Here is a 21,855-nt window from a genome sequence, read left to right on the forward strand (position 1 = left end):
TCAACTGGTCAATATGTAACAACTTTGTTTATGTTTACCGTTAATCGCTAAATCGGCATAATATCGACTCTTGTTAGAAGTCTTTAATTTGGAATTTTAGTTTGGAATTACTCGCGATAGAGTTTCTTGGGAAACCGCTTCGATTAGAAGGGTCAATGGCAGGCTGGCAACAGTTATATTGGGATAATACTTTGGTGTCTCAGTTAGATGCGACTACTGACCAAGAAGACGCACGAACACATGCATTTACATTACGGTCGGGCGAAGGAACGTTGCAGTGTCACGTTGAATCAACCGTTCAATGGCAACCGTTTGAGATGACGTATAAAGCATCGGTCAATGGCCAAACTATTACCGAAGGCAATCGAAACACTAAAGATATCGAGCAACAAACCCCGGTTGTCGCGCCTAAGCCGGAAAAGCGTTTTAGCTTGATTGGATTGGTGTCGCTTGGTATGAAGGCGCTAAAAAGCGCCAAGCTAATCAAGGTCGTACTTGCTTCTGCGAGTTTAGCGGCCTATTCATGGTTGTTTTCAATTCAGTTTGCTTTGGCCTTAATCGCTTGTTTAATGTTCCATGAGTACGGTCATATCAGAGCGATGAAATACTTTGGCATGAAAACCAAAGGGATCTACTTAATCCCATTCCTTGGTGGTTTGGCGCTGTCCGATGAAAAGATTAATACGCGCTGGCAAGATGTGGTTATCTCAATCATGGGGCCATTGTTCGGCCTGATATTGTCTTTACTCTTTATGGTGTTGTATTGGGTAACTGGCGAAATGTTTTTTGCCGGCCTTGCGGTATTTAACGCTTTATTAAACCTATTCAACCTGCTACCTATTTTGCCTCTTGATGGCGGGCATGTTCTCAAAAGTATCAGTTTCTCGATGAACAGTATGCTTGGTATCGTACTGTGTGTCGCGGCTGCTGTGGCTGGCGTGGTATTGAGTTATCAGTTGAATTTAACTCTATTTGGTTTCTTATTGATCATGGGCAGTGTTGAAATACTCTTCGAATGGAAAGGGCGTCATCACAGTCACTTGTTGCCGTTAGACAAATACGGTCAAGTCGTAGCATTCCTCTGGTACGTGGGTTTAGTGAGCAGCTTGATCGGTGTTATCTGGTATTTTGCATCGACCGGTGATCAGCTATTAAGCCTACCATTACACATTCTGGGGACTTAACCAGTGATACCAATCGAAGTCAATAACGGGTCATCCTAGCTTGTTAAAAACCTCGATAACTTCACTATGCCTCGGTATTGTTGGTATTCCGAGGCGTCTAATGCGACGTCAGTAATGAAGCGAGGCATACTTCATCCATGACGTCATACAATATCCTTTGTGTCTTCGTTTTTTATGCATGTTAACATTAACTTATGTTATCGCTGTTAATAACCATGATCGGTAATAAAGCGACGTGTGACAAAAAGTTAATCATTAAGGAACCCACATGAGTATTTGGAAAAAGCCCGTTGACTTAGATACCTTCAACGCGACCTCAAAAAATACCTTAATTGAACATCTCAACATTGTTTACACCGAGGTCAACGACAACGCTTTGGTTGCAACCATGCCGGTTTGCCATTTTACGCACCAACCTCTGGGTATGCTTCATGGCGGCGCATCGGTGGTGTTAGCGGAAACACTGGGTTCACTAGCAGCAAACTTTTGCGTGCCAGATGGCTACTATTGCGTTGGGCTCGATATCAATGCAAATCACGTTCGATCGATGCGTGAAGGGTATGTTATAGGCACGGCTAAGCCGATTCACCTTGGTGTATCTACTCAAGTGTGGCAGATAAATATCACAGATGAGCGTCAACGCTTGGTTTGTACTAGCCGCTTAACCATTGCCGTGAAGAAGTACAAACGCTAACTCGACACATAGGTTGGGAACAGTATGCGACCCAACCTTAAGCTTATTAACGTCATCTATAAACGGTGCATTTTAGTTAGAGAAACCCATGGTCATTACATTTAAAAGCGGAAAAGTGATTGCGACCGCACATGAGTTGGTTGTTCGTCTGGATGGTGAGCATAGAGTAACACTGCACGCACAGGTTGACGCGATTCAACTGATCGGAAAAGGGGCAAACGTTATTTCTGCCAACGGGTCTGAGTGCAAATGGTCGATAAAATTAGACAACGAGCAACAGCTTCGCGATATCGCCAATGAAATCGGCTGTGATGTGATGTAATGACGGGCAATAAATGCGTTTATTTCGATTGATTTTGGCTCATAAAATAGGGAAACTGAATTTAATATCCTTTGAATAAGTTTTCCTCTTTATGAGTAGCCCAAGACTTCGTGTTCAATTTGAAACCCTATTTGAATACTTTGACGGTAAAGATTCTGATGTTCAGCTCGACGACATAACGGACGTTCTCTGTTGTACTCGTCGTAATGCCCGAATGGTATTGAACAAGCTTGAAGAAGAAGGGTGGGTAGAATGGTTACCTGCGGCTGGTCGAGGGAAGTTATCTCAACTGATCTTTAAACAGAATCGTTGTGACGTTAGTGAAAACTTGGCACGTCGCTACTTGCAAGAAGGAAAAATCGGACAAGCTCTCTCAGTACTCGACCATAACGCTGCCAAGCTGACTCAAGTGATTCAAAATTACTTAGGAGTGCAATATCAAGAAGGTGAACAAGTTATTCGTTTGCCTTACTATCGACCGCTCTCCATGCTTAACCCCACTAAATCAATGCGCCGTTCTGAACAGCACATCGCTTGTCAGGTATTCAGTGGTTTAACTCGCCTAGACGAAAACGACGAGCTACAACCCGATCTTGCTCATTCATGGCAAAAAATCAGTGATCATCAATGGCGATTTTTCCTGCGTCCGGGGGTTCGTTTTCACAATGGGGAGCCTCTACTAACGAGTCATGTGGTGGATACACTTCTTGCACTCGAACCGCTCAATATGTTCTCTCATATTAAAGATGTCTCCTCACCGGCAAACTGCGTTGTCGATGTCTTCTTAACTCGCCCTGATAAATATTTTCCCCTTGCCTTAACGGAATCGATCGCTAAAGTCACTTTACCGATGACTTTACGCGGTGAAGACTATGATATTCGACCGATTGGTACCGGTCCGTATCGCATTGATAAGAACGACGAGAAGCAACTCGTGCTAACCGCTTTCAATGGTTACTTTGGTTTCAGACCATTGATTGATCGCGTAGAGGTTTGGGTGGTCGATGAAGCTTATTCTTCAATGGTTTATCCAAGCCTTTCTAAACCGGTAATGGCTGATCGCGGAGACAGCGATGAGGTCGAACTCGATCCGGGCTGTACCTATTTATTGCTGAATAGAAAGCAGGGTATTGCACAAGATCCACAGTGGGCGGAGTTCTTATCCAACGCTTTGAACGCAGCTGATTTGTTTGTACATATCCCGAAAGAAACGGTTATTGATTTGGGTGTGCTACATGCTTATGGAATTAAACCTGGTTGGTATGACATCAAACTCAAGACACCGGTTTGTCCTTGTCCACCCGCCAATGGGAAACCGAGTATAAAATTGGCATATCAATGCCAGCACACAATGTTCCCAACACTGGCTAAGGCCATCGTTACGGTGTTGAAGCAATACAATGTTGATGTTGAGCTTTTGGGTTACGAAATCGTTCCGCCACACGCCGATAATGTTGATATTTGGATTAACCCAATGGGTATCGCGAACAATAGAGATGATGCGTTGGCGGGGTGGTTGATGGATTACAGTTTTTTAGATGAATCTAGCCCAGCAGAAGACTTCGAACAATGGTGCCACATGATTGATCGTTGGCGATCGGGTGAATTTGAGCAATTCCCGGCAAGGCAGTTAGGTAAGCAACTTGTGCAAAGCAATCAACTGATTCCGATGTTTCATTGTTGGTTAGGTGTAAACAAAGATCAGTGCGGTACATTACAAAACGCTAAATGTAATGCGTTAGGTTGGTTCGATTTTAGCCAAGTTTGGGTAAAGCCTGACGTTGACTAAAACGTGAATAAACGCTATCAAGGCAATACAATGCAAACTGTGATTCTCACATTGATTACGCTGGTGGCATTTGCGGCAAATTCAGTCTTGTGCCGTTGGGCTTTAATGGATCAAGCGATTGATCCTTTGAGTTTTTCGATCGTGCGCATCTTGTCTGGTGCGCTTACACTTCTGATTTTATGCACTTTATCTTGCCAATCTAAGTCTAAACAAAAGTTAGCAAACAACAGCACATCGGTATATACAAAGCTGAAGTTACAGTTTCAATTCACATCAATATTATCACTGCTCGTGTATATGTTTGGTTTCTCATTTGCTTACTTAGAGCTTGGCGCAGGTCTTGGTGCTCTGGTGTTGTTTGTCGCCGTTCAATTTACGATGATCGCCGCGCACTGGTTCTCTGGAAACAAAATGTCATTACTTGAGTGGGCCGGGTGTTTGTTATCTGTGGCAGGGCTTGTTTACTTGTTAATGCCAACGGAATCGACACAGACTCCAGACTCAGTTTCTATCATCTTGATGTCTCTGGCCGGAGTTGGGTGGGGCATTTACACATTGGCAGGAAAGAAATCTTTAAACGCACTGCAATCGACGACCGCTAACTTCGGATTTAGCTCGCTCATTATCTTTGTCGGTTTAAGCCTTCTGGTTCTAATACCAAATGCAATGCCTCAAGTCTCTATCAGTGAGCAAGGTTTGATTTACGCGGTTATCTCGGGCTCGGTGGCTTCGGGTGTAGGGTATAGCTTGTGGTATCACGTGGTGAAAAAACTGAATACCGTGGTTGCATCCATTGTGCAGCTGTCCGTGCCTGTCATCGCGACACTCGGCGGTGTTTTGATACTCTCTGAACCTGTCACAATACAATTTATAATTTCTTCTACCGTTATTTTGCTTGGGATCAGCTTGGTTCTTGTTGCCCCTAAACGTAAGAAATAAAGAGTACAATCATTAACGTCTATGGCTAAACCAAACAAGAAACAACCGACCAAGACGGTTCAGATTTTCTGTGCCAAATGCAAAACGCAACTTTTTAAGTATCGGAAAGGTGGCAAAGGCGCACTCGTGAAGTGCTTTAAGGAACGCATCGTTGAAGATTTCACGACCGAGTCGTGTATGTGCCCTCAATGTGGGATTGAATTTGCGCGAGACACCTTGGTTCGAGGTACACCAGCTTACAAGTTTATTGGCGGTAAGGTAACGATGAAATAATCCAACCACAGCTCCTATTGGCTATGACATTAGAGCGGGCTCGTTGTTTTACTTTGTGAGCCGAGGTCAAAGCAAGGAGCAGTATGTGATGATTTGTGACTCGAAAAATACATATAAATCATCTTGAATAGAAGTTCATTAATGCATCTGGTAATGAGTTCACTTAACTATGGTAGATAAGCCCAATACAGCAAGCCATCAAGATAGCAGCATAATTAACCAATTTCATATGGAAAACCCTTTGCTTTGGCCGATTATGGAAGTGCTGAAACATCAGTCGGGCGGTTGGAAAGTTCATACGCTGGCGACGCACCTCAATGATCTTGGTTTAATGCCTGCACTCGATCCTACGCCAGAAAAAGAGCTGTTTAAGAAAAACTTTTTGATCATGAATGCACTCTACCAGTTGCAAGAGACCTTGTATCCAGACAGTTGGTTGCAGGTTCAAGCCATGGACATTGTATTGATGAGTGGACGTTATCATGGCAACACTCATACAATTGATCTCAACGACCCACTGCGTGATTACTACATCAACTGGATCAACTATGAAGCGGATGAGGGTGAAGTAAAAAGGTTGTTGAATGAGTTTTGGACTCGTTACAAGAGGTTTGTCGGTGGCAGTGAAACCGATATGGACAGAAGCCATGCACTCCGTTTGTTTGAATTGCCATTGGATGCAACTCATCAAGACATACGAAAGCGCTGGAGACGTCTTGCACTACGCTGGCATCCAGATAGGGATGAGGGCAATACGGCTAAGTTTCAGACATTATGTGAAGCATGGCATGTCTTGAGGCGCTAGGTGGTTGCACTTTAATTATGACGACTTTAATTGCACTGAACATACATAAAAATTCCCGTATAAAGGGGATTTTTAGTCAATAGAATCCATCCGTTAAGCGTTAGCTTACACGCAATCAATGTTCTTGAGGTTTGTCTTTCTGATGTTTAAAGGCGTAATCCAGTACTTTGCGAATATATGGAGCGCCGATCTTTGAGCCACCGTTACCATGTTCAATGACCACTGTTGCGACGTATTGAGGATGTTTATACGGTGCAAACGCGGTGTAGAGCGCATGATCGAGTAAGTGCTTTGCGAGTGTTTTCGAGTTGTATATCTGATTTTTAGCCAAATCAAATACTTGCGCGGTTCCTGATTTTCCACCACTTACATAGTCAGCCCCTTTAAAGGCTCTTCTACCGCTTCCTCGACTGCCATTATTCACCAGTCTCATTGCATTGATTGGAATATCCCAAATTGCGTCTGGTACTTCTTCAATCGATTTCATCGGCTTTGGTACAACAAGGGTTTGAGTATCAAAGGGGTCTCCATGATCCAAGGTCGCTCTTAGAATATGGGGAGGCATTACTTTACCGTGATTGATCAAAATAGAGGTAGCTTTGGCCAATTGAAGAGGTGTCGACGTCCAATAACCTTGACCAATACCGATTGGAACGGTATCACCTTGGTACCAAGGTGTGTGGTAGCGCATCATTTTCCATTCACGGGTTGGCATGTTGGCATTGCTCTCTTCATAGATGTCAATCCCTGTCGGCTTACCAAAGCCAAAGCGATTCATCCAAGTCGAAATACGATCGATACCCAAATCAAACGCAGTTTGATAGAAGAATGAATCAACGGACTCTTCAATCGCTCTCGTTACATTGACCGGTCCGTGCCCCCAACGTTTCCAATCTCGCCATGCTTTAGAATTGGATTTAGAGCCTGGTATTCGCCAAACACCATGATCGTTACGGATGGTATTTGGCGAAATAACATGCTCTTGTAACCCCGCAACAGCCATAAATGGTTTTACGGTCGAGGCGGGTGGATAGACACCTAAAGTTGTTCTATTGATTAACGGATGAGCTGGGTCATTCAATAAAGCTTGATATTCCTTAGTCGAAATACCATCAACAAATAGATTTGGGTCATAGCTAGGGCTGGATGCCATCGCCAATACGCTATTGTCTTTAGGATCCAAAATCACGGCGCTGCCTGGGCGATTCTTAAGTTGTTCGAATACGTATTTTTGTAACTTAATGTCTATATTAAGAACAATATCTTTCCCTGCGATTGGTGGCACATACTCGATGGTTCTTACGACACGGCCACGGCTATTAACTTCTACTTCTTGATAGCCTTTTTGTCCGTGTAGCAAATCTTCGTAGTACCTTTCTATGCCCAACTTACCAATGGTGGTAGTCGCTTGATAATTCGCATCCTTACCTTGCTCTTGCAGTTTTCTTAAGTCACTGTCATTGATATGTGCAACATAGCCCAACATATGAGTGAGCACCTCACCGTTAGGGTAAAAACGTCTTAGACTTGTATTAATCGACAAGCCAGGAAATTGATATTGGTGGGCAGAGAACTTAGCGATATTTTCTTCAGTGAGATTGTCTAATATGGTGACAGGCTTAAATCGGCGCGTATTGTGATAGCGCTTATTGAAACTGGCAATTTGTTCATCGTTGAGTGGAATATAGTTGTTGAGTTTTTCGAGCATATCCTCAACATTATCAATTTTCTCTGGAATCATGCTCAAATCATAAACGAGCCTGTTTTCAGCTAATAAAACGCCATTTCGGTCATAGATCAAACCACGCGTAGGAGCGATAGGGAGCACTTTAATTCTGTTACCATTCGCTCGCGTTTGATAACTTTTGAACTCTTCTACTTGGAGTCGGTATAGGTTTCCAATTAAAACGAGTGTGAAGACTAATATCCCAGCAAATGCGACGATTACTCGGTTTCTAAATAGTTTGACTTCGCTATTATGATCACGCATTTTTACGCGTTTGTGGTTCATTAAAGCCTCAGGTTTTTACGTTTAGTTACATTTGTAGAATCAGAACTTTATCCGAATATCACTATAGTTTTGTAAAAGCTATGTCATGATTTGTAAGATTGTCCAAGATAACAGGGATAAATAAGTGTGTTGTTGATCATATGATGTATTTATGACGAGTTAGCGTTAGAATCTTTGCTTTTTGGTATCGTCTTTTTGATTTTTTTGTTGAGCTTACGCACCAATAAAAATTCAAGAAGGGAGCAATACAAAAGTGGCTCTCATTCATGAAAGCCACAGGTAATGATAATCATTAATGCAGTTGTAGATTATACCTAGTGTGAAGGTTTAAACTGAGATTTACGCATACGATTCAGAGCCGCCATAATATCCAATGTTCTTGGTTTTGCTAAGTCGCCATACTTAGGCATGTTTGCGTACCATTCATCACTTAAAATTGCGTTAAACTCTTTTGCTGGATTGTCTGACCAACCGGGTTGTTGAGCGAACTGGAACCAAGCCCACCCAATCGCATTAACCTCTGAAGTGGACTCTAATTGCTCAAGCGCAGAGAGATCCGCGAACTCTTTACCAAATCTGAGTGACTCTTTGCCTTTAGCGTTTACGCGGAACTTACCATCGGTAAGAATCTTCATTAGGGAAGCACGGTTCAATGGTCGCGGAACAAACATCTCTAAAGCCGTTTCGCATTCATTATTACGCTGAGTTGGATGCTGAGCAATCACGGCTTGTGCTTTTTCTGTCACATCGACGGCTTGGTAGTCATGCATTTGTATAACGGTATTTGCTACGTCTAGGTAATCACCGGATCCTCCCATGACGACGACGGTAGATACGTTCATCTCGTCGCGCAGTTGGCCAATACGGTCAACAAGAGGGGTGATAGGCTCATCACCTTTAGAGACAAGAGCCTGCATGCGCTCGTCACGAATCATAAAGTTAGTCGCTGACGTATCTTCATCGATAAGTAGAGTTTGAACTCCGGCTTCAATCGATTCTTGCAACCAAGCGGCTTGTGACGTAGAACCAGAAGCGTCTTGAGTGCTGAAATCAGACGTGTCTTTCTGCATCGGTAAATGGTTGATGTAGTTTGACAGATTTAAGTTATGCACACATCGACCATCTTCCGCACGAATTTTCATCGTATCCATTGCCGTTACGATACCTTCACGTCCATCACCAGGGATGTGGTTATAGATAGAACGTTCAATAGCGTTCAAAAGTGTCGATTTACCATGAAAACCACCGCCAACGATCAGCGTAATGCCTTTTGGAATGCCTAGACCGGTCACGTCACCTTGGTTTGGAGTAGTTAAAGTAACACTCAACGAGTCTGGCGCTGCGAAAGGTACCGCGTCTTTCATCGGAAGGTCACAGTTGCCGGCAATACGTGGCAAGATACTCCCGTTCGCTATGAATGCCGCTAGGTTATGTTCATTTAATTGAGCGCGCAGCGCTTCTTGGTCTTCAATGGTTTCACAATGCTTGATCATCACATCGATGTTGAGTTCACGCTCCAGCGTCGCACGACGAATAAACTTAGGCAAATAGAAGGTAATAATGTTAATGGCTTTCTTTGCAAGGATACTGCGACCATCTGCCGGCAGGTTAATACGAAAACGAATTTCGATACCGTGCTCTGTGAAAACAACGGCAGTGTGGTCTAATACCGTTTGACCCGTCAAGGCGATAGACACGGTCGATTCTTGTTTCGCGAACTCAGAGAAGCTACGTGCGATAAAGTCACGAGCGGCGACTTGGTATTCGTAAGATTTTTCTTTCAGCCAATCTAACCCGGTCAAAGACCACGCGCGCGTTGCACGAAAACGAGAAGCTGACGCGTAAGGGTCACCTTGGATGTGGTCGATGTGTAATTCAAAATCAGCAAAGTCGTATTGACCTTTAATTTGTTGATATGCACGGTAGTTTTGTTTTTCGAGCTTTTTAAGCTTTGCAGTCAACTGATCCATAACGAGGAATGCCTATATAAGGGGAAAGATAAAACAGAAAGGCGGCGATTATAAAAATCACCACCTATAGAGTAAAGAGAAACTCGGCCTAAATCCAAAACTAACTGATCTTTTTCGTTTTAAGCGTAACGGGTCGTCCCTAAATAGTTTTGATTGATTAAGCTGTGTTCAAATTCTTGGCTCGACATCGGTTTACCGTAAAAGAAGCCTTGCCCGATATCACAACCTTCATTGAGAATAAATTTCTCTTGAGCTTCGGACTCTATGCCTTCCATTGCGACTTTTAAGTCGAGCTTTTTAGCAATTTGAACGATGGACCTGACAATTTCAGAGTCTTCATTGGAGAGTAGCATTTGGTCAATAAAGCTCTTATCAATTTTTATGATATCGAAAGGGAATTTTTTCAGATAGCTAAAAGAGGCGTAACCTGTACCAAAGTCATCGAGTGACAGCGTCACGCCAATGTCGTGCAGCGATTCGAGTGTGTTCTTTGCCACCACTTCATCGGCAATCAATCCACTCTCGGTGACTTCAAGCTCTAAGAAATGAGGATCAAGGTGATAAGTGTCTAATAGATGAGTGACTTGCTCAGCGAAGTGCGCATTCTTAAGTTGTACCGCTGACACATTGACGGCCATTTTGAAGTTTTTGACGTGTTCTGACCACTCTTTGGCTTTTTCAATCGCATTACGTAGAACAAAACTCCCTACTTCAAAAATAAGACCATTTTGCTCGGCCATGTGTATCAGGGTTTCGTTAGAGATATCCCCTAAAATAGGGTGACGCCAACGTAGTAGAGCTTCAGCACCGACCCAACGATGAGTTAAAGGACACACTTTGGGTTGGAAATTGAGCATAAGATCATCGTTACGAACGGCGTGCAACAAATAGCTCTCAATCTTATTGATATGACTCTGCATTTCAGTATGAGATTTAGAATAGTAAGCGAATTTTTGTCCAGAGTCTTTACAGGCAAGCATCGCTTCAGAGGATTTTTTCATCACAATTTCCGCATCATCTTCCTGTTCAGCAATCGCAATCCCAATAAAGGCATGTAAATGAATTTTGTCATCATCGACCGTGAATTCGGAATGACCTACAGTGACCAAAGTCTGACAGAGTTGTTCGAGGCGTTGCCGTAAATCTTTTACATTGAACGCAAGTACCAGATCGATCGAAGTAGGGCGTCCAGTGAATACTTCAAGATCAGCAATGCTGTTGATCCGTCGTCGATATTCGATAAGCACTTGGTCTAAAGCGTTATAACCATAACGAGCTTGTATGCGCCTACCGTTCGTGAATCCGATATGAATGACCGCACATGAACACCCCGTCAGTTTTGCTTTAGATAATAACTTTTGATTTAAGACACACTCAAATGCACTGCGGTTCAAAAAACCGGTACCTTGATCGTAATTCTTTTGGAAATTAATCTTTTTTTCCGCGGAACGGCGTTTATCGATCTCTTGGTTTAATGAATAATTGAGACTTGCGAGATCCTTGGTTCGAGTATGAACTCGATGGATTAATTCGCGATTCACCTGAGTCAACTTCGCGTGTTGGAACAGAGTTGTCAGCTGAGACTCTATGGAAGTACGGAAACTTTGTAATAATTTGATGTAAGTCGGTGTGTAGTGGTTTTCTTTTGAATCTAAAATGCATATGGTGCCAAAGATCTCACCGTTTGGCCAAAGTAAGGGAATACCACAATACGAGACTAAACCTAGCTTTATATCTGGGTTATTTTGCCATTTAGGGTCAGCCAAAGCGTTAGGAACCATGAGCTGTTGTTGAGACTCCATCACGCTTTCACAGTAAAGCCCGCTGCCTAATGTTTCAGAATTACCTTTGTTGTAAGGGTTTTCCTTATTGTGGCTCGTCGAGAAAACTTCAATATAATTAGTATGAACGCGCATAATCAGTGCCGATGGCACTTGAACAATCTGAGCTAACAGGTCCACAATATTTTGCCAACCGCACTCCATATCTTTTGGGATATCTAAATCTAGAGTTTTAATTTTCTTCATATGACTCCGAGTCGACTATGCTAAAAGCATCTACACATCCTGTGCTTATCTGGGTGAACAAAAATGAGAATCTTTGTATAGGAAGTATAAGAAAGGTTGTTAGAAAAAACCTCCGCAATTATGCGGAGGCTTTTAAAAATGAATCGAGGTCTCAGTTATGAGAGCCGTTTCGATTAGGGGATCAACTTTACAAATTCTTGGGGGTTAAGCTGCTCATTATAATCTACCAATGGTTGAGCAAACCCGTTTAGCTGTAAAAACTCTTCTTTAAATCCTTTATAATCGCCGATTGATTGGAAGTTGTTTTCATTCATGGCTTCCAGTAGTTTACTCACATGAGCTTGTGTTTCTGGATCGAGTTCCCACTCATCGATTCGTATCAGTCGTTCGCCATCAAGCGGCACCTTTTCTTGCCCATATAATTTGCTGCTGAACAGACGCTGCATTTGCTGAATGCAGCCTTCGTGCGTCTCTTTCTCTTTCATCACTTTATATAACGCAAGCAGATAAGGACTTAAACCTGGAATGAATACGCTCGCTTTAGTGACCAGCGCCTTACACACAGTGGCATAAGCATTACCGCCGAAGTTTGCGAGTTTAAGGTTCAATGCGTGGCTTGTTTGATGAAGATCGATCTTAGCGCGCCCTAAAGTACCATCGAGATAGATAGGGTGTGTCACTTCTGGACCCACATAAGAAAACGCGATTGTCTTACAACCCGGAGCAATAGATTCAGCGTTGATGAGCTCATCTATCCATTGTTCCCAATCTTCGCCACCCATCACCTTAAGTGTGCTTTCGGCTTCTTCTTCCGTCGCGGAATCAAGGGTATTGGTCACCCAGTTGTCGTGTTCCAGAGAAATGGTGGCGCCAGTAACGCTTTCACCAATCGGTTTGATCGCAGACCGCCAGAATTCTTCAGAGTTTGGCTTAGGCCTTACTCCTGCGGCTAAGCTATAAATCACCAGGTCGACTTCACCTTCAAAGTAGGTTTCTATAGCTTCAATTACCTGCTCTCGAGTCTCGGTAGAAAAGGCATCGCCAACAATGTTAATCGCGGTACGTTGTTCAAGTTCGGCTTTTTTTTTGAAGTAGATATTGTTGTACCAACCAGCACTGCCTAATGATTTTTCATTAGGCCCACGCTCGAATGAGACACCGATCGTGTCAGCTTTGGCGCCGCCAAAGGTAAGCGCAATACGAGCGGCAAGGCCAAAGCCTGAGGAAGCGCCGATAATCAGTACTCGTTTAGGGCCATCTTTGATTTGCGGCGCGCTCTTAACAAACTTGATTTGTTGCTTTACAGCTTCTTGACAGCCAAGAGGGTGAGCACTTTTGGCAACCACACCCTTTATAATTGGTTCGATCAGCATAAATAACCTTACAGTTAACAGTGATATGCATTCAGTTTAACGTAAAGCTGTGTAAACTTTATTGAGCTAGACCATTAAAACCTAAAGATACTGATATAATTCTTTGGCGACAAATTCAGCGATCCAAGGTTGAGCCTCTGGTTTTGGATGCAGCCCATCGTTCATCATCCATTCGGGTTTTAGAATGATATGCTCTAGAAAAAAAGGCAAAATCGGTATGTTTTTATGATCAGAAAGAGACGTATAAACGTATTCAAATTGCTGGTTATAACGCTTACCGTAATTCGGCGGAATTTTAATTTGCATCATAATCGGTTTGGCACCGGCAGAGACGACCTGATCAATGATTTTTTCCAAATTTGCTGACATTAGTTTGGGTGGAAAGCCACGAAGCCCATCATTAGCTCCAAGTTCAATGAGTACGATGTCGGGCGTATGTGATTCAAGGAGCTGCGGTAAACGTGCTAATCCATTACCCGTTGTATCACCAGAAATGCTCCCGTTAACGACCGTGACCGCTTTGTCATAGTTCGCTAACACGTCCGGTAATAAACTTGGCCAACTTTGCTTGATATCCATGTTGTAACCCGCACTCAAGCTATCGCCAAGTACCAGTAGCGTGGCGCTTTTCTCTAACGCAGAGCTTTGAGCCAAAGAAGCCGTTGAAAATAAAAAAATAAATAAAAAGGAAATGAGTCGAGTCATGCATACATCCATCATAAAAGCTGAAGCTGTTTCCAAGACAGTGTCTACTAATCAAGAACATTTAACAATATTAGAACACGTCAATATTGATATCCGTGAAGGTGAAAGCGTGGCAATTGTCGGGACCTCCGGTGCCGGAAAATCGACTCTAATGACGTTACTTGCTGGCCTTGATGTTCCTACGAAGGGCGAAATCAGTTTATTGGGACAGCCTTTGTCACAGCTTGATGATGAAGCAAGAGCTAACATTCGCAGCGAATCTGTCGGTTTTGTTTTCCAAAGTTTTCTGTTGATTCCAAGCCTTTCTGCACTGCAAAATGTCACGTTACCTTGTTTGTTGAAAGGTGAGGATGAAGATATTGAGCGCGCAACGGCTTTATTAGAGTCTGTTGGTTTACAAGATAGGCTCGGGCATTTGCCATCACAGCTTTCTGGTGGTGAGCAGCAAAGGGTCGCTTTAGCCCGTGCTTTCATGATCAAGCCAAAAGTGTTGTTTGCTGATGAACCAACCGGCAACCTCGACCAACAAACGGCAGCAACCATCGTTGAACTGCTGTTTGAACTGAATTCATTGCATGGCACGACGCTTGTTCTGGTGACACACGATCCTAAACTCGCACAGCGTTGTCAACGCACGTTGAAAATGCATGTGGGTCATATCGAGGAAGTTTAAATTGAACTCATCTAAGGGACTCAACAAACGCTTGCTGTCATGGAGCGTCGAAGAAATTCGTCATGGGCAACTATGGCCAGTATCAATGGCTTTAACGTTGATTATTGCTTGCGTGTTCGCGTTGTCAGCGCTGGCCGAGCGTATGGAGCAGGTGATTGTTAAGCAGGGAAAGGACGCGTTAACGGCCGATAGCGTGTTTGTCTCTGCCAACCCCATTCCTCAAGCATTACTGGATCTTACTCGTGTTGAACAGTTAGACAGCGCTCAGTTAACTCGCTTTTCAACCATGGCATTCAGTGATAGTTCGATGCAGCTAGTTACTGTTAAAGCGTTAGAAAGCAATTATCCACTGCGCGGCGAGATGATATTGGAAGGGGCGGGTAAAGTTATTCGCCACCATGTTGAGCCGGGTGAACTTTGGCTCGATGAACGTATATTTGCTCAGTTGGATGTCGAAATAGGTGACGCTGTCACTGTAGGCGATGCCAATTTAACGATAACAGGGCGTATCGTGCAAGAGCCTGGTTTGAGTTTTAATCCTTTCCAACAGATGCCTGCCGTGTTGATTCACAAACACGATGTCGCAGCCACTGGCGCGATTCAACCGGGCAGTCGTGTGAGTTATAGGCTGTTTTTGAACGGTGATGAAACACAATTAAAAGCAGCCCAAAACAGTATTGAACTCACTCCGAGCGATCGCTGGCGCACGAAAGATTCAGCCAGTCGCACCAACGATATGTTTGAACGTACCAAACAATATTTATCACTCACGGTGGCTATCGTGGTCATCATGGCTGCAACGACTTTGGTGTTAACTTGCCAACATTACGTGGCAAGCCGTCGAAAAACCATCGCCATGTTAAAAAGCCTCGGGGCGAATAAACCTTGGATCATCAAATGGTTATCGATACAGGTATCGTTATTGGTGCTTATCGGTGCAGCCTTAGGGATCACGATAGGGATAGGTTTAGAATTTTTACTGCGTATACCTTTAGGAGAGTTATTACCGTCACCACTTCCTAGCTATGGCATTGAACCCGCGATGTTAGCCATTGTGTCGAGCATTTTAATTGGGGTTCCTGCACTGGGTATTCCGTTGCTCGGGTTAGTCAACACCTCTGCAATTAGTGTCATCCAATCGAGTCATCGATCAAATGAAAGCGATAAGAAATATCTCCTGTTACTCGTGCCAATGATTCCGATGATACTGATGTACGGCGATAACATGCTGGTGTGGATAGTCTTAGTAGGTATCGTGAGTTTGTTCTTAGTTCTTGCGATAGTCAGTACCGTTGTCTTGCGTCTTTTAGGCAAACTGCCAACGTCAACATCAATGCGCTTAGCGCTAAGCAGAATCAACCGTACACCATTAGCAACGGGCATCCAAATTGGTTGTTTGGCGTTATCTTTAATGTTGTTATCGATCATTTGGTTAGTAAGAAGTGATTTATTGTCAGATTGGCAACAAACCCTTCCTGAGAACGCGCCGAATGCCTTTGCTCTCAACATTGCGAGCTATGAGAAAGACAGTTACCTTATGGCCCTTGATGCGAACGACGTCGAACGCACTCAGGCGTTTCCAATTATTCGAGGAAGACTGACCACCATCAATGGGGTCGAGGCGTCCGAATACAGTGATACCGCAAATGAAACGGATGCGCTTCGACGTGAAATTAACTTCACGTGGGGCGATTCAATACCTGAGTATAATGAAGTATTAAAAGGGCATTGGACAAGAGAGCAGGGCGTCTCGGTTGAATCTGATGTCGCAGAACAGCTTGGGTTGAAAATAGGTGACGAACTCTCGTTTACGATTAATAGCCAAAGTGTTTCTGCAAACGTCAACAGCATCCGAAAGGTAGAGTGGCGTGAAATGAAACCTAACTTTTATTTCATTTTTACACCGGATGTTTTGAGATCGATTCCTTCGACTTGGTTGGTGAGCTTCAGGCTCGAAGACCAACACAGTCAAATGCTAAACGAACTCTCCCGAAATCATCCAACCGTAAGTTTGATGGATATTCGTAAGATGGGCAGCAAGATTCAAGAGTTACTCAAGCAAATTGTTTGGTCAATCACGGTGTTGGCTGCATTAGGTGTTGTCGCTGGACTCTTGCTCATTTTTACTCTGCTGAGGTTGAGTTTGTCTCAAAGACAGCAAGAGATACGCTTATACCGCACATTAGGAGCAAGCAAGAAACGTATCCTAAACACCATTTGGTGTGAATATGGGTTGATGGCATTCGTTGCTGGCTCCATTGCTTCATTAGCAGCAGAGCTTAGTGTGGCTGGAGTAATGAGTTTCGGTTTTGAATTGGAACCTTCACTTCACCCTATGCTATGGATTGCTTTACCCGTTGTTACCTTTATAACACTTGCAGGTGTAGTAAGCAGTTTAATTCAGCGTCTATTGGCACCCGTCAGCAAGGATTTCAGTTGATTTTTCGATGAGTCAGAAACGGTGTTAAACGAAATAATTGGTACTGAGTTATGGGCCAATTATTTCGTTCTCAATCTAGACCGTTTTTTATTGGCTTAATTCAATGCAAAAGTGATAGATTTGCACTTTAAAATCGGCATCTTTCAGCATTTTTAAAAACTAATTGTTCAATAACGCAGATTTAATGAACAACGGTTAGTCCCTGTAAACAAAGGGGTTGCGCATTTGTGCAAGAACGTTATCAACAGTTATCCACAAAAACAGTGGATAACTTTAGGGATAAGTTGACCGCACGGTTTTACGAGTAATGAGGCAGCCTTTATGTGGCGTCACTTAAGACAAATATGGCCGTTAGAATAACCTTTAACACGCGATCCTGAGTTATTAAGTCAAGAGGTTATTTATGTTTTTTGTGCCGTTAATAATAACGGTTAAGCTAAGACCTTGATAAAAATGTGTTTTAATTCAGAGCAGAACAAAAGTAGAATGACGTCAGTTAATCCTATCCAACAGAACACAATGAGCCACAACAAAATGGATATAATTCAACCTTCTATTGCTATTGTTGGTGGTGGCATAGCCGGAACGACAAGTGCGATTCACTTTAGCGAGTTGGGCTTTGAGGTCACTCTCTTGGAAAAAGGACCGAGTTTGGTGAATGGGCCACCCATTTGCCACCTGCATGCGGGGGGCAATTTATATCGCGATATTTCGGTAGAACAGTGTCTTCAGTTGCTTAGGCAGTCCATTGATACCGTGCGTTTATTTCCTCATACGATAAACATTCGTCCGACCATTATCGCTGTCCCACATAGTGATGGTGGGGAACCGTTGGATCTACTTCCTCGCTTGAAAACAATCAAGCATGCTTATACAGAGCTTGTAAACCAAGATCAAAACCACCAAGTGCTTGGTCGCCCACAAGACTATTACAAGCTGTATAGCAAAGAGGACTTGTTAGCGATAGCAGAGAGAACGCAACCTCAGCAACCGACATCACTCGATGATTGGTGTATTCCTTTTGCAAAACATACCGATTTAGAGACGCTTAAGTATCCTGTTGTTATGGTTCAAGAGTACGGTTGGAGTGTGTTCCGACTCTCTGCGACGGCTCAGCTTTCTTTAGAACAACAGCCCAATTGTACTGTGTTGACCAACAGCCGCTTACAATCGGTTGAATCTACGGGGCAAGGTTGGTCTTTGACCTATACCGATATTGATAACCAACGCTGCAAACTCACTACCGACTATTTAATTAACGCCAGTGGCTTCGAAACCGGCATTGTGGATGACTTTGTGGGTTCTAAGCAACAACGACTGGTTGAATTTAAAGCCGCCTACGTGACTGAGTGGCCATATGGCCAAAAGTGTCAGGAAGAGTGGCCAGAGGTTATCTTTCATGGTCCAAGAGGGACACCGCAAGGTATGGCTCAATTAACGCCGTACGCAGACGGAGTGTTTCAGCTTCACGGAATGACTGAAGGGATCACTCTGTTTGAAGGCGGGTTGGTTTCATCGTCTACCGACTCTTCACAGCCTCAACTGCCATCGAAGCTTCTTAAGAAAATCGTTTCTGGTTGGAGTGAAGAGGAGTTAGAGCTCAGAACTCGAGCCGCTATTAGACATATGTCTCAGTTCATACCCAGCTTTCGTTCCGCACGGGTTGGAGGTAAGCCTCTGTTTGGTGCGCAGCAGATCCCTGGAGCCGATCCGAGTTTAAGAGCGTCAGACGTTTCATTCTGCGGTGACCGTTATGCGCGGCTTGAAGTCGTAAAAGCATCCTCAACGTTAGAGGCAGCCCAAAAAGTGGCTGAGCATTGGTTTGATATTGCGGAGGCGGTATCGATTGAAGATACCCACCAAGTGACAATGTCACTAAATTCGAATGATATAGAAAACAGAGCCATAGGTTTGACAAAAGAGCGGGGTTATCCAGATGCTCTCGCCAAAGTTTTTGGGCAAAATCGCGTTTAAAAAGTGTAGCAAACCTCAAACCGCTTAAATTCAGTCGCAAAAAATCCAGCTTATGGTTAACCGTCAGCTGGATTTTTAATTGAGACGTTTCTTTCGTTATTTTGCTTATTGAAATACATAAAAATAAAACCACTAATAACCGAAAAATTGCGCCCATTGACACCAAACCTCTTGCAAGCCCAAACGGTCGCCTTTGCTAAATGTTATCGCATGTCCAGTTTTTGCTTGTGCTAAGCGCGGTAGGTCGATTCTTGCAACACATCCTACTTTCGGGTAGCCACCAATGGTTTGTCTATCATTAAGCAACACGATAGGTTGTCCATCTGGTGGGACTTGAATAGCACCAAGTGCAATCCCTTCCGATAGTAAGGTTATGTCAGGGGAAGTGATGGGGTCACCACTGAGGCGATAACCCATTCGATTTGAATGTTGGTCAACGAGGTAACGCGCGTTATACAACGTCTTCTTTGCTGATTCTGAAAATAGGGCACTTTGATAGCTTTCAATCACTCTTAAGTTAACCGGTAAATTGTAATCAGGTTGATATCGGAAGGTGACGCTCACGGCTTTAAATGGTCGGCATAAATCGTGTTGGATAAAATTGATAGTCTGTCCCTTCTGGCAGGCTTGCCCATCTTGGTTTAGTCCACCGATCTTTTCTCGTGTCACGGTCGCACAACTGTGCATCGTCATGGGAACGTGGAAGCCCCCTTTAATTGCGATATATGACCGCAACCCGTTCATCGCTTTACCAAATGAGAGAATTTGTCCTTTAAAAGCTTGGAAGGTGCTCCAGTTATCAAGAGGTTTACCATCGAGCTTAGCCTGTAAATCACCGCCACATAAAGCCATCTCACAGTCATAATCGATTCTTAAAACACATTGCCCAAGAGTCACCTCCAACGCAGCTCGGTTAACAGGATTGCCGAGCAGATGGTTTGCCCAACTATAGGAGTAGTCATCAACAGGCCCTCCCTGTGTTAAGCCAAGATGAGCAACCCCAAACCGGCCAAAATCTTGGATAAGAGAAAGTGGGCCGGGCTTGATCACCGTAATTGTGGGTGTCACGGCTGAGTTAACCATTGGTGACACCTCGACTTAACTCGATAAACTCTCTTTTCGAGATTGATGTAAAATGGACCGTATCACCGACATTTAGCAGTGATAGTGACGGTTGTGTACCCTGTGCACTCTTTAATTGGTGGTGATCAAACAACGGCAACGGGCAATGACCAATAATGTTCCAACCACCAGGTGATTCTGATGGGTAAACCGCTGTTTTTGACCCTGCGATTGCGATACTGCCTTTTGGCACAGCTAAGCGAGGCGTTGAATGGCGCGGTAAAATAAGCTCACTAACCACATCTGACATGAATGCAAAGCCCGGCATAAACCCAATGGCACTGACGCAGTAAGTCTGTGAGGTGTGGTATTGAATGATATCGTTAAGTGATAAGCCTTTTTCTTGATATCTATGTAAATCGAGCGCTGTTTCTAGTGAATAATACGCGGGTAATTCAATAATATTGCCCGTGTCATTGGTCTTTATGGATGAAGATAGGGTCTGGGTTAACAGCAAATTTAGTTGTGTTATACATTGCTGTTCTGAAATTCGATAAGGTAAATAGTCAACCAATATCGAGTGGTAAGCTGGGGTTACATTCATTAAAACGGTGGCTAGGTTTTGACGAATTGCATCACAAGCGCGCGCAATATACTGCGCATAAATGGTGGGACGACGATGGGCTGAGAGGGGTATCGTTAAAGTCACTAACACGCTGCACTCAGCAACAGGCGCTATATTGAATTCAATAGGATTCGTCGACATTTTTTTTCCATTCGTTATGATATTTTCGTTTCCAAATTTAGCGGTCTAACGGCTATGTCCTAAGTTGTACATAGGATTTAGTGGATCCAACTAATTCAATACATTTAGATCTTGTCTGATTTTTCTAATCAGTGCGGTAGATTGGGGGTTGTCACCATGTACACAGATGGTATCCGCTTCAATAGACAGTCGCTCACCCTCAATCGTCGTTACAGATCCATAATTAACGATTTGCATGACTTGGTTATAGATATCATCTTGATTTACGTATACCGCCCCTTTTTGCGTGCGTGGCGCCAATTGACCGTTATTTAAGTAAGCTCGATCAGCGAATGCTTCAAACAGTAGAGGTAAGTCGTGATCGTCTGCTATATCTAAATATTGTTGGTTATCAGATGAAGAAAGAATCATGAGAGGGATATTAAATTCAGCCACCGCTTGAGCAACAGCGTTAAAAATATCGATGTTCGCCATCATATCGTTATAAAGGGCACCATGAGGTTTCACATACCCAACAGAGGCATGGTGATAGCGGCAAAGGGCTTGTAATGCGCCGACTTGATAACACACTAATTCACTTATTTGATCTATGGTATGTGGGATTGAGCGACGTCCAAACCCAACCAAATCTTGGTAGCCGGGATGAGCACCAATTTGAGTACGGTAATGCTGTGCCAGTTTGATGGTCTTTGACATCACATGTGGATCCGACGCGTGAAAACCGCAAGCAATGTTTGCCATATCAACCCACTCCATGACTGACTCATCGTCACCCATTTTCCATTTTCCGTAACTCTCTCCCATGTCGCAATTAAGCATTATCTTGGTTGTCACTTGGGTTGACCTTT

At 43.6% G+C, this 21,855-nt stretch carries 18 protein-coding genes; 10 read left to right on the top strand and 8 right to left on the bottom strand.

Translation table 11 applies throughout. The annotated features are described in order from the left end of the window. Window positions 1-101: 101 nt before the first annotated feature. The 7 genes from L4B77_RS07850 (at window position 102) to L4B77_RS07880 (ending at window position 6,006) form a co-directional block, all read left to right on the top strand. Window positions 102-1,184 (top strand): site-2 protease family protein, encoded by a 1,083-nt coding sequence (locus L4B77_RS07850; protein WP_429749595.1) that lies wholly within the window; start codon window positions 102-104, stop codon window positions 1,182-1,184. Between the two features lie 268 nt (window positions 1,185-1,452). Beyond that, a complete protein-coding gene (locus tag L4B77_RS07855) occupies window positions 1,453-1,878 on the top strand; it encodes a hotdog fold thioesterase (RefSeq protein WP_429749597.1) in 426 nt (141 codons plus the stop codon). An 88-nt stretch (window positions 1,879-1,966) separates the two neighbouring features. Next, window positions 1,967-2,200 (top strand): DUF3389 domain-containing protein, encoded by a 234-nt coding sequence (locus L4B77_RS07860; RefSeq protein ID WP_261839984.1) that lies wholly within the window; start codon window positions 1,967-1,969, stop codon window positions 2,198-2,200. A 91-nt stretch (window positions 2,201-2,291) separates the two neighbouring features. Continuing rightward, the gene (locus L4B77_RS07865; protein WP_429749600.1) at window positions 2,292-3,989 is read left to right on the top strand and encodes an SgrR family transcriptional regulator; all 1,698 of its coding nucleotides are present in this window, start codon (window positions 2,292-2,294) and stop codon (window positions 3,987-3,989) included. A gap of 30 nt (window positions 3,990-4,019) precedes the next feature. After that, entirely contained in the window at window positions 4,020-4,928 is a 909-nt protein-coding gene (locus L4B77_RS07870) for a DMT family transporter (protein ID WP_429749602.1), read from the top strand. A 21-nt stretch (window positions 4,929-4,949) separates the two neighbouring features. After that, window positions 4,950-5,201: a hypothetical protein gene (locus L4B77_RS07875; protein WP_261839987.1), complete on the top strand. Its 252-nt coding sequence runs from the start codon at window positions 4,950-4,952 to the stop codon at window positions 5,199-5,201. Between the two features lie 169 nt (window positions 5,202-5,370). Further along, complete coding sequence (locus tag L4B77_RS07880) at window positions 5,371-6,006, top strand: DNA-J related domain-containing protein (protein WP_429749604.1); 636 nt, start codon at window positions 5,371-5,373, stop codon at window positions 6,004-6,006. A gap of 115 nt (window positions 6,007-6,121) precedes the next feature. On the opposite strand, the gene mrdA is transcribed toward L4B77_RS07880, so the two are convergent. From mrdA to L4B77_RS07905, 5 genes are all read right to left on the bottom strand, one after another. Beyond that, entirely contained in the window at window positions 6,122-8,017 is a 1,896-nt protein-coding gene (gene mrdA, locus L4B77_RS07885) for a penicillin-binding protein 2 (protein ID WP_429749606.1), read from the bottom strand. A 314-nt stretch (window positions 8,018-8,331) separates the two neighbouring features. Further along, the gene (locus L4B77_RS07890; protein ID WP_429749608.1) at window positions 8,332-9,987 is read right to left on the bottom strand and encodes a P-loop domain-containing protein; all 1,656 of its coding nucleotides are present in this window, start codon (window positions 9,985-9,987) and stop codon (window positions 8,332-8,334) included. Between the two features lie 119 nt (window positions 9,988-10,106). Beyond that, window positions 10,107-12,014, bottom strand: coding sequence for a sensor domain-containing phosphodiesterase (locus tag L4B77_RS07895; RefSeq protein WP_261839991.1), 1,908 nt, complete (start codon window positions 12,012-12,014; stop codon window positions 10,107-10,109). A gap of 173 nt (window positions 12,015-12,187) precedes the next feature. Continuing rightward, window positions 12,188-13,387 carry an enoyl-ACP reductase FabV gene (gene fabV, locus L4B77_RS07900; RefSeq protein ID WP_429749611.1) on the bottom strand — a complete coding sequence of 400 codons (1,200 nt, stop codon included), beginning with the start codon at window positions 13,385-13,387 and terminating at the stop codon, window positions 12,188-12,190. Window positions 13,388-13,468: 81 nt separating this feature from the next. After that, window positions 13,469-14,092 (bottom strand): arylesterase, encoded by a 624-nt coding sequence (locus L4B77_RS07905; RefSeq protein ID WP_429749613.1) that lies wholly within the window; start codon window positions 14,090-14,092, stop codon window positions 13,469-13,471. Between L4B77_RS07905 and L4B77_RS07910 the strand changes: the two genes are divergently transcribed. From L4B77_RS07910 to L4B77_RS07920, 3 genes are all read left to right on the top strand, one after another. Further along, entirely contained in the window at window positions 14,091-14,765 is a 675-nt protein-coding gene (locus tag L4B77_RS07910; protein ID WP_372092044.1) for an ABC transporter ATP-binding protein, read from the top strand. The genes L4B77_RS07905 and L4B77_RS07910 overlap by 2 nt on opposite strands. A 1-nt stretch (window position 14,766) precedes the next feature. Next, window positions 14,767-17,205, top strand: coding sequence for an ABC transporter permease (locus L4B77_RS07915; RefSeq protein ID WP_429749615.1), 2,439 nt, complete (start codon window positions 14,767-14,769; stop codon window positions 17,203-17,205). A 519-nt stretch (window positions 17,206-17,724) separates the two neighbouring features. Further along, window positions 17,725-19,179 (top strand): FAD-dependent oxidoreductase, encoded by a 1,455-nt coding sequence (locus tag L4B77_RS07920; RefSeq protein WP_429749617.1) that lies wholly within the window; start codon window positions 17,725-17,727, stop codon window positions 19,177-19,179. Between the two features lie 132 nt (window positions 19,180-19,311). Here the strand turns inward: L4B77_RS07920 and L4B77_RS07925 are convergent, their stop codons facing one another. From L4B77_RS07925 to L4B77_RS07935, 3 genes are all read right to left on the bottom strand, one after another. Further along, window positions 19,312-20,262, bottom strand: a complete 951-nt coding sequence (locus L4B77_RS07925; RefSeq protein ID WP_429749619.1) for a 5-oxoprolinase subunit C family protein — start codon at window positions 20,260-20,262, stop codon at window positions 19,312-19,314. Continuing rightward, entirely contained in the window at window positions 20,255-21,007 is a 753-nt protein-coding gene (locus L4B77_RS07930) for a 5-oxoprolinase subunit B family protein (RefSeq protein WP_429749621.1), read from the bottom strand. Before L4B77_RS07930 ends, L4B77_RS07925 begins: the two co-directional genes overlap by 8 nt. Window positions 21,008-21,097: 90 nt before the next feature. After that, a complete protein-coding gene (locus tag L4B77_RS07935) occupies window positions 21,098-21,841 on the bottom strand; it encodes a 5-oxoprolinase subunit PxpA (protein WP_429749623.1) in 744 nt (247 codons plus the stop codon). Between the last annotated feature and the right edge of the window lie 14 nt (window positions 21,842-21,855).

It is taken from the genome of Vibrio minamisatsumaniensis (assembly GCF_050337445.1).
Lineage (GTDB): Bacteria > Pseudomonadota > Gammaproteobacteria > Enterobacterales > Vibrionaceae > Vibrio > Vibrio artabrorum.